The 9,032-nt window shown below is 60.5% G+C and carries 5 protein-coding genes; 4 read left to right on the top strand and 1 reads right to left on the bottom strand.

All coding sequences use genetic code 11. The annotated features are described in order from the left end of the window. The first annotated feature begins 1 nt into the window (after position 1). The 4 genes from glcF to JHX87_RS18350 all read left to right on the top strand — a co-directional run bounded on the left by glcF (position 2) and on the right by JHX87_RS18350 (position 7,903). The gene (gene glcF, locus JHX87_RS18335; RefSeq protein ID WP_271886816.1) at positions 2–1,288 is read left to right on the top strand and encodes a glycolate oxidase subunit GlcF; all 1,287 of its coding nucleotides are present in this window, start codon (positions 2–4) and stop codon (positions 1,286–1,288) included. A gap of 563 nt (positions 1,289–1,851) precedes the next feature. Then, complete coding sequence (locus JHX87_RS18340) at positions 1,852–6,123, top strand: SdrD B-like domain-containing protein (protein WP_271886815.1); 4,272 nt, start codon at positions 1,852–1,854, stop codon at positions 6,121–6,123. 145 nt (positions 6,124–6,268) lie between these two features. Next, positions 6,269–6,472, top strand: coding sequence for a hypothetical protein (locus JHX87_RS18345; RefSeq protein ID WP_271886814.1), 204 nt, complete (start codon positions 6,269–6,271; stop codon positions 6,470–6,472). A 276-nt stretch (positions 6,473–6,748) separates the two neighbouring features. Then, positions 6,749–7,903 carry a Hint domain-containing protein gene (locus JHX87_RS18350; RefSeq protein WP_271886813.1) on the top strand — a complete coding sequence of 385 codons (1,155 nt, stop codon included), beginning with the start codon at positions 6,749–6,751 and terminating at the stop codon, positions 7,901–7,903. Positions 7,904–7,913: 10 nt separating this feature from the next. Here the strand turns inward: JHX87_RS18350 and JHX87_RS18355 are convergent, their stop codons facing one another. Further along, positions 7,914–8,597: a chromosomal replication initiator protein DnaA gene (locus tag JHX87_RS18355; protein ID WP_271886812.1), complete on the bottom strand. Its 684-nt coding sequence runs from the start codon at positions 8,595–8,597 to the stop codon at positions 7,914–7,916. Between the last annotated feature and the right edge of the window lie 435 nt (positions 8,598–9,032).

The raw sequence follows: 9,032 nt of genomic DNA on the forward strand, positions 1-9,032 counted from the left end.
GATGCAGACGAATTTCACCGCCCGGCAACTGGCCGATCCCGCCACCGCGCGCAGCAACGAGATCCTGCGATCCTGCGTCCATTGCGGTTTTTGCACCGCCACCTGCCCGACCTATCAGGTTCTGGGCGATGAGTTGGACAGCCCGCGCGGACGCATCTACCTGATCAAGGACATGCTGGAAAACAGCAAGGTGCCCGATGCCCGGACGGTCACCCATATCGACCGCTGCCTGTCCTGCCTCAGCTGCATGAGCACCTGCCCCTCGGGCGTCGATTACATGCATCTGGTCGATCATGCCCGCGAATATATCCAACAGAACTATCGCCGCCCCTGGCATGATCGTGCGCTGCGCTGGCTGCTGGCGCGCATCCTGCCCTATCCGGGACGGTTTCGGCTGGCGCTGCATGGGGCAAGGCTGGCGCGGCCCCTGCGCGGGCTGATGCCCGATGCCCGGCTGCGCGCGATGCTGGACATGGCGCCCGCCCGGATCCCGCCCACCAGCCCGAATGACAGCCCCCAGGTCTTTCCCGCCGAAGGGCCGCGCGTGAAACGGGTCGCCTTGCTGATCGGCTGCGCCCAAAGGGCGCTGAACACCGATATCAACGACGCCACCATCCGCCTGCTGCGCCGTCACGGCTGCGAGGTCGTCGTGCCCCGGGGCGTCGGGTGCTGCGGGGCGCTGACCCACCACATGGGCAAGACCGATGAAAGCCATGCCTCGGCGGCGGCGAATATCCGCGCGCTGATGGCCGAGGCAAACGGTCCGGGGCTTGACGCCGTGGTGATCAACACCTCGGGCTGCGGAACCACGGTCAAGGATTACGGCCATATGTTCGCCGACGATCCGATGGCGGCAGATGCCGCCCATATCGCCGCGCTGGCCTGTGACATCAGCGAAATCATGGCCGATCTGGGCCTGAAGGACGCGACACATGCTGACCCCTTGCGCATCGGCTATCACGCCGCCTGTTCGCTGCAACATGGTCAGCAGATCAGGGAAACGCCCAAGGATCTGCTGAAACAGGCGGGTTTCACCGTGCTGGAACCGCGCGACAGCTACCTGTGTTGCGGCTCGGCCGGGACCTATAACCTGATGCAGCCCGAGATTTCGGCGCAGCTGAAATCGCGCAAGGTCGAGACGCTGGAGGTGCTGCAGCCGCAGGTGATCTGCGCCGGCAATATCGGCTGCATGATGCAGATCGGTTCGGGGACCGAGGTGCCGGTGGTCCATACGGCCGAATTGCTGGACTGGGCCACGGGCGGCCCGAAACCGCGCGGCCTTGTCTGAGGTCATCGGTCCGAAACCGCGAATTTCCGCCGCTCACGGACCCGAAGCCTTGGAATGCCGAACGACAGGGCCAGTGAAAGTGATTCGTCATAGTATTTGTCTGCACTTTCAGAACGATCGCGCCAAACTGATCCGGACAGTATGGCAAGATCCAGCCTGCAGCCGCGAAAGCGGCGCTGATTTCGGCAATCTCCGGGCGAAAAACAGCTTTCTCCGCCCGCAATCTTAGCGCGGAATTTACAACCCTAGGTGTCTTTCTCTTGATTTGGCCGCCGTCGGCGCCTCGTCGATCAACAAGGCAGGGATTCCACGGCTGATAATGATCAATTTGTGTGAGTTAATAAACAAACCATAAAATTCAAGGCGAAGAAATCGCATCCCGCACGCCCCACGGTTGTCGATCCTTCGAATCGACGCCGCCCGCCTGTGCAGCCTTAGGTTGAACGGCGTGTCGCGGGGGAAATTCGCTTTTCTAACAAAAAGATAGCTGGTAGCATCTGCGACCTGTAAGCGACATTCTGCCTGACCCATTGTCGCAAAGTAACCAGTAAATGGAGACGGATATGTCCACCGGTTCGTCAGAACTTACTTACCGCACATCCTCTGAACTCGGCTCTATCTATGGTCGGATGACCTTTGATGAGAACGTCGATAATACCGAAGCCACTGGCCATGGCGGTTGGGAAAAGGGCGTCAGCGGCAAGACCGTCCAACTGCTGGATGTGACCGGCAAGGTCGTTGCCGTGACCACAACGAATGACGGCGGCGTCTATCGCTTCGACGTCCCCGCGGGGCAATATGTCGTGAAGTTCCTGCCGGTCAGCGGAATGCAATTCGCCCAGCAGGATCAGGGCGACAACCTCTTCGCGGATTCCGATGCGGATGCCAACGGCCTGACCCAGGTGATCGACCTGAAGGCAGGCGATAAATACGGCAATATCGACGTCAGCATGCAGAAAGTCGTCGGCAGCGACGAACTGGCGGTGACCTATGCCAATATCGGCTATGGCACCATCCGTGGTCGCCTGAGCCTGGACAGCAACGGCGATTCGACCGAGTCGAATGGCGCAGGCGCATGGGATGATGGCATCGTCGGGCAGACCGTTCAGCTGCTGGACCTGAACGGCAATGTCGTTGACGAGACCACCACCGGCGATAAGGGCTGGTACCAGTTCGACGCAGAGCCGGGCAGCTATGCCGTCCGTTTCGCGGTCCATGACGGCTACAAGTTCGGCGAGCAGGACAAGGGCATCTACAACGCCGATTCCGATGCGAATGCCATCGGCATGACCGGCGTCATCCACCTGAAAGCCGGCCAGAGATACGGCAATATTGACGCAAGTGTCACCGAGAATGCCTCAACGACCTATGCGCATAATGCGCCCCAGACCGCGGCTTCGACCTCGGGGACGGCCACGAAAGGCTTCAGCCACACCAAGATCGAGGAGATCGACGAGGATCTGACCGTCCGCAAGCTGGGCAAGGAACTGATAGTCAACGGCGATTTTGAAAACCACGCCAATGCCAATAAAATCGGCGCCTTCGAATATTCGTCCCTTCAGGGCTGGACGCCGATGCGTGCAGGCAGCAAGATCGAAATTCAGACCGACGATTACAAAACGGGCAACACCCGCGGCAACTCTGTCGTCGAGATCGACTATATCTCCAGCACGATGGACGGAATCCAGCAGACGGTGATGATCTCCGATGCGGGCACGTACCAGATGTCCTTCGACTATTCGGTCCGCTACAAGGCCGGTGTGCCCGGCTATGTCTCGCTGCACAGCAACGCCATCGAAGTTCTGGTGGACGGCAAGGTGGTCCAGCGCGTTATGAACGGGCATGGCGAAAAAGCCTATAGCAACGTGGAAACCTGGACCCTTGATCTGGAGCTTTCGGCGGGCAGGCACACCATCACCTTCCGCGAGGTCGCCTATCACGACTTTGCAAAGGACGGCATGGGCGGCATTCTGGACAATGTCTCGCTGCGCAAGGTGGATATGGTCTATGAGACGGGCGAAGTCTCGGGGACGTTCTACTATGATGGCGATCAGGACGGCCAGCAGGATGCCTCGGAAGGCGGTCTGGGCGGTCGTACCGTCTATCTGCTGAACGAAGACAAAAGCTATGTCCGCGACGCCGACGGCGATGTTGTCACCACGACCACCGATCCGGATGGCGATTATACCTTCAAGGGCGTGGCACCCGGCAATTATCGCGTCGGCTTTGCCAATACGGCCGACTCGAACGCGACGGGCCCCGTCAATGTCCGCAACCTTGACGTCTCTGACAGGTTCAGCGTCACCAAGGGCATGAATACCGGCGGTGTCGATGCCAGCGAAATCGGTTCGACCGTCGACCGGACGATCAAGGTCTGCGAGAACGAAACCCATGTGCAGGATTTCGACACGCTCTGTAATATCATTTCAGAGGACGTCTACTTCCTGCTGGATGAGCCGGTCTGCGCACGCGTCGGCCTGAATGGCTTCGACGAGGCGCAAACCCAGGTCTGGTACAAGAACAACACTGATACCGTGCCCTATTTCATCTTCCTGGAAGAACCGGCCGAGACCGACCTGACCTTCACCGTCAAGCTGAACTTCGATGTGAAGGATCCGTCCGGCCGGCTGGACTCGCCGCCCCCCGGCTTTGCCTTCCTGACCGATGACACCGACGAAATCGGCGCGGACCGCTCGAACGAGATCGAGATCACGATCAAGGCGGGCCAGACCAAATCCGAAGCCTTCTTCGTCGGCACCTCGGGCTATGGTCCCAACTATATCTTCGGGATCGAGATCGAAGACATCCTGAACAAAGATCAGAATGAGCGTTGCGAACGCGTCAGCATCATCAAGACCACGCCCATCGCCATCGACCTGAACCGTGACGGCAAGATCGGTGTGACCGGCGAAAGCTCGTCCGCGGACAAGGATGGTCTGACCATCGGCGCGACCGTCAAATTCGACATGAACGGCGACGGCAAAGCCGAGCGGATGGAGTGGTTCGACGGTTCGGGCGACGGTATCCTGATCGACAACCGCGATGGCCGCGCCGCGACCGACATGAACGGTCTGCGCCTCTTCGGTGACGAAGATGGCCGCTATGCGAATGGCTATGAAAAGCTGTTGACCCTGTTTGACAAGAACGGCGATGGCAAGGTCAGCGGTGCGGAACTGAACGGCCTGCAGCTGTGGGTCGATGATGGCGATGCCGTGGTCGAGGCTGGCGAAATCCAAAGCCTTCGCGCCAACAGCATCACGTCGATTTCTGGCCAGATCTCGACCCAGCTGGACGAGGGCGGCCGCGAATTGCTGCGCTCGACGGTCGAGCAGGACTTCGAGGCGACCGGCAATGTGACCTATCGTCTGACGGGTCCCGATGCGGCCCTGTTCAAGGTCGACGCCAAGGGCAAGGTCAGCTTCATCAATGCGCCCGACTTCGAAAACCCGAAGGATCAGGGCCGCGACAACGTCTATAACGTGACGCTGATCCGCGAGACCGATGACCCGACCTGCAAACCCGCCCGCGAGAACCTGCGGATCGAGGTCTGCGACAAGCCGTCGCTGGGCGATACCGTCTGGTTCGACACCAACAAGAACGGCGTCCTGGACGCGGGCGAACGTGGGGCCGCTGGCGTCACCGTGAACCTGCTGCAGAATGGCGTGATCGTCGGCACCCGCGTGACCGATGCCAATGGCAAGTATCTCTTCGACGATATCGACGAAGGCACCTATCAGGTGCAGTTCGTCGCGCCGAATGGCTACAGCTTCACCACGCCCTCGCCGGTTGGTCCGGAAGCCGTCAACAATGACAGCGATGCCCGCGCCAATGGCGTGACCGGCACCATCGTCCTGACCGAGGGTGAAAACCAGCGCAATGTCGATGCCGGTCTGGTCCTGCAGAACGACGGTCCGAATGCGAATGACGACATGGCCAAAACCTGCGTCAGCACGCCCAAGACCGTCGATGTTCTGGCCAATGACAGCGATCCGGATGGCGACACGCTGACCATCACCTCGATCGACGGCAAGTCGATCAGCAACGGTCAGAGCGTCACGCTGAATGACGGTGTCATCGTCACGCTCACCAGCGGCAAGCTGGTCTTTGACGCCACCAATTCCGATTACGATACGCTGGTCGTCGGCCAAAGCGCCACCGCGACCTACAGCTATCAGATTTCGGACGGCAATGGCGGCACGGCCAGCGCGGATATCGACCTGAAATATTGCGGGTCGCTGAACACGCTGGAATCGATCGCAGCCAGCCTGCCCGATACCGGCACCGTCCGCGTGACCCGCGATCAGGTCGGCGACACGTTCTACACGGTCACCCTGACCAATACCGGGGATGATCGTCTGGACGGCAAGAGCTTCGACATCGCCTATTGCGTCTCGGCCGCCGAAGAGCTGCGGTTCAATGAGAACTTCCCGGTCAACATCTACCTGGCCGATGCAGGCACCCTGCCTGCTGGTGTGGTTCCGAACCCGCAGAACCTGGATCTGGTCAACTGGATCCTGAACCAGGATTTCAGCGCGCAGGACAATGGCGACGGCACCGGGGAAACCTATACCGAGGCCGAGATTCAGGGCGCCATCTGGGGCCTGACCGACGACATCGTCTTCGTGAACGAGAACGTTCCCGCTTACGGCACCATCGCCAATGCCCAGGAAATCTACGAGCTTGCCCTGGCCAATGGTGAAGGTTTCGAAGCTGGCGAAGGTGATATCATCGGCCTGATCGTGGATCCGGTCCAGCCCGACGCGGCCCCGAACGAACAGCCGCTGATCATCGGCGTCGAATGGGACGACCTGGCGCAGGACTGCCTCTGCGTCTGATAACAGCGGGGTGTCGCTGGGATACATCAGCGATACCCCACTCAAATTATTCCGGTTGTCCAAGAGCCGGAATCGGATATGAAGCGTTTCATATCTGTTAGTGTTGCGGGCGCTTGGACACCCGCGTGTAAAAAGGAGCTATAGCGTGAAGAAACTTACCCTCGCAGGCCTGACGGCCACCCTGTCCTCCGTGATGGTTACGGCAGCAAATGCCGCCGGTTGCGGCGACGGCCCGTTCTCGAAGCCGTGCCCCGTCCCGGAAATCAGCGCACTGGAAGGCACGGCCGCCGTGGCAGCCCTGGCCGCCATCGTGCTGCTGACCTGGGAGCGTCGTCGCCGCGCGAGCTAATATCATCAAAGCGTCACCTCTGACGCAATGATGCAGACTATGACAGGCCATCAATCCGCGCGATTGGTGGTCTGTTTTCATGTCAGGCCCCTGCCCGCTGGACTCGCCCCCATCGCCGCAGCGTGCCATGAAAACAGTTAAAGATTGAATAACTTGCCAGAAGCGGCGATAGCTTGGCACAGTTCAAGACTGCCTTTGCTGCATTTCACATATTCCTTCGCATTCTGCCGGGACATTTTTGCAATTTCGTCGCCCTTGCGCGACCGGAGATTTCAGATGGCAACAGATTCGACATTCAACGTCATTTATCTTGGGAATTTTGCCTCGATCGACCCGAATGAAGGCGCTGTCAGGAACGGAAGGTATGTCAGCAATGTCGATGCTGAAAACGCGATCAGTCTGCAGAATACGCGCTATGACGATCTGACCGCCGCCAGCGTCCAGCAACTGAGCCCGATCAGCTTTGACAGCCCCGATAATAACAATCGCGGCGGCGGCTATAATCAGGACAATAACCTGGCGGGCTCGGATACATTCACGATCACGACGCAGGATGGCAGCACCTCCAGCCACGCCTTTGATGCCTGCGCCATTTACAGCGGCACCCTGACCTATAATGACGGCACGACGGCGAATGTGCCGCTGATCATCTTTCAGGACACCAGCGGCAATACCTGGCTGGCCCCGCCCATCGCCGAAGGCTCGGCCGCGGATGCGCTGACCGTCAAGCCGATCCAGACGATCCAGATCGGCGCCCTGCTGGGGAACCGCTATACCGGCCTCAGCGGCAACCGGCAGGTGCTGGATATCCGGACCGTTCCCTGCTTCACGGCGGGAACCCTGATCGACACCGAAAGCGGCCCCATGGCGGTCGAGGAGATCACCATCGGCACCCTGGTGCAGACCGCCGATCACGGCCTGCAGCCGGTGCGCTGGATCGGCCGCCGCAAGCTGTCGCCCGTTCACCTTCTCTGCGCGCCACAGCTGCGCCCGGTGCGCATCAGCGCCGGCGCGCTTGGCGGTGGTATGCCCGAACATGACCTGACCGTCTCGCCACAGCACCGCATTCTGGTGCGCTCTCGTATCGCGCAGCGCCTCTTTGACAGCGATGAGGTGCTGGTCGCCGCCAAGCAGCTTCTGGCCATCGAGGGGATCGAGATCGTCAGCGATCCGACCGACCTGACCTATGTGCATCTGATGTTCGACCGGCATGAGGTCGTCTTTTCGAACGGTGCGGCGTCAGAGTCGCTCTATGCCGGGCCAGAGGCGCTGAACGCCATCGACAGCGACGCCACGGAAGAGCTGCTGACCCTGTTCCCCGAGCTGCGCCACGGCGTCAGACCGGTCCCTGCCCGCCCGCTGGCCTCTGGACGACTGGGGCGGAAACTGGCCATGCGGCATCAGCGCAACAGCAAGCCGCTGATGAGGTAGACAGGCCCGCTCAGCCCGTCTCGATGCGCAACGCCGTGACCGTCGGATCCGCGCGCAGCAGCGCCGTGCGCAGCCGTGGCAGGATATGGGTGCGCAGATAGGTCGCGTGAAAGCGCGAGGGCGCGATCAGGATCTGGCAGCCCTCATGCAGCCCGCCATCCGCCAGACAGGCGATCCAGGCGTCGTAAAGCGGCCTGTCCTCGGCCGCCAGCAGCGCCTGCGCCCTGCCCCAGACCCCCTGCCCCGCCACCAGCACATCCGGCCTGCGAAAGGGAACCACGGTCGAGGGCGCGGTCTCAGCCGCCGCTTCGCCGCCCACGCGCAGGATATAATCCTCGCCGATATTCCCCCATGCGGCGCGCGTATCCAGCATGATCCGCTCCAGATCCAGGGCCAGCACCGACACCCTGCCCCGCGCGCCCGGACGCTTGACCAGCAGCCAGCCCATCGCCCGCAGCCGCGCCATTTCGCGCTTGACGGTGCGCTCATCGACACACCACAGCCGCGCGATTTCGCGCTGACCCATGGTCAGTTCGTTGCGTTGCCAGTTATAGCGGGTGGTGATCAGCGACATCAGGCGCAGCACCAGACGTTGCAGGTTCTGGTCTCCGGCCAGCGCATGCGCCATTATGGCCGACAGCATATCGTATTTCTTGGCCGCCGCCTCTCGGCCCACGGGACGGATCACCTGCATCACTGCTCCTGCCTGCCGGACATACCGACATCTGCTTCGGGCGAAAGCTGCGATCTTGTGTCTGCTTAAACGCTTTTCGCCAACCTCTCTGCATTTGCGTCCTGTTTACCGATTCTGTCAAGCCAATTGCGTGCCGGGCGGTTTTCCGATCCCGTTCCAGAGATAAAAATTGGTATCAATGGTATAGGGTGACAGCCTGAACGTCCCCTATTACGTCCCTCATGTCACCCAATCCCTAGCGTAAGCCCCACGCATGTCCCCCTAACTGTTGCGTGACCCCGCAAGTCAGGCGGCGCGCGCAGCACAGCCGATTCGCGCAACGGGGGCTGGATCGCGCTATAATTGGGTTTCAGTAAACTTGCCTTTTGCCAAAGACGCAAATCCGGCGTAAAACAGAAAGAGATAATAATCAGCGTCCGACAATACAGGCACAAC

Origin of the sequence: Paracoccus fistulariae (genome assembly GCF_028553785.1) — a bacterium.
In the GTDB taxonomy this organism is placed as follows: domain Bacteria; phylum Pseudomonadota; class Alphaproteobacteria; order Rhodobacterales; family Rhodobacteraceae; genus Paracoccus; species Paracoccus fistulariae.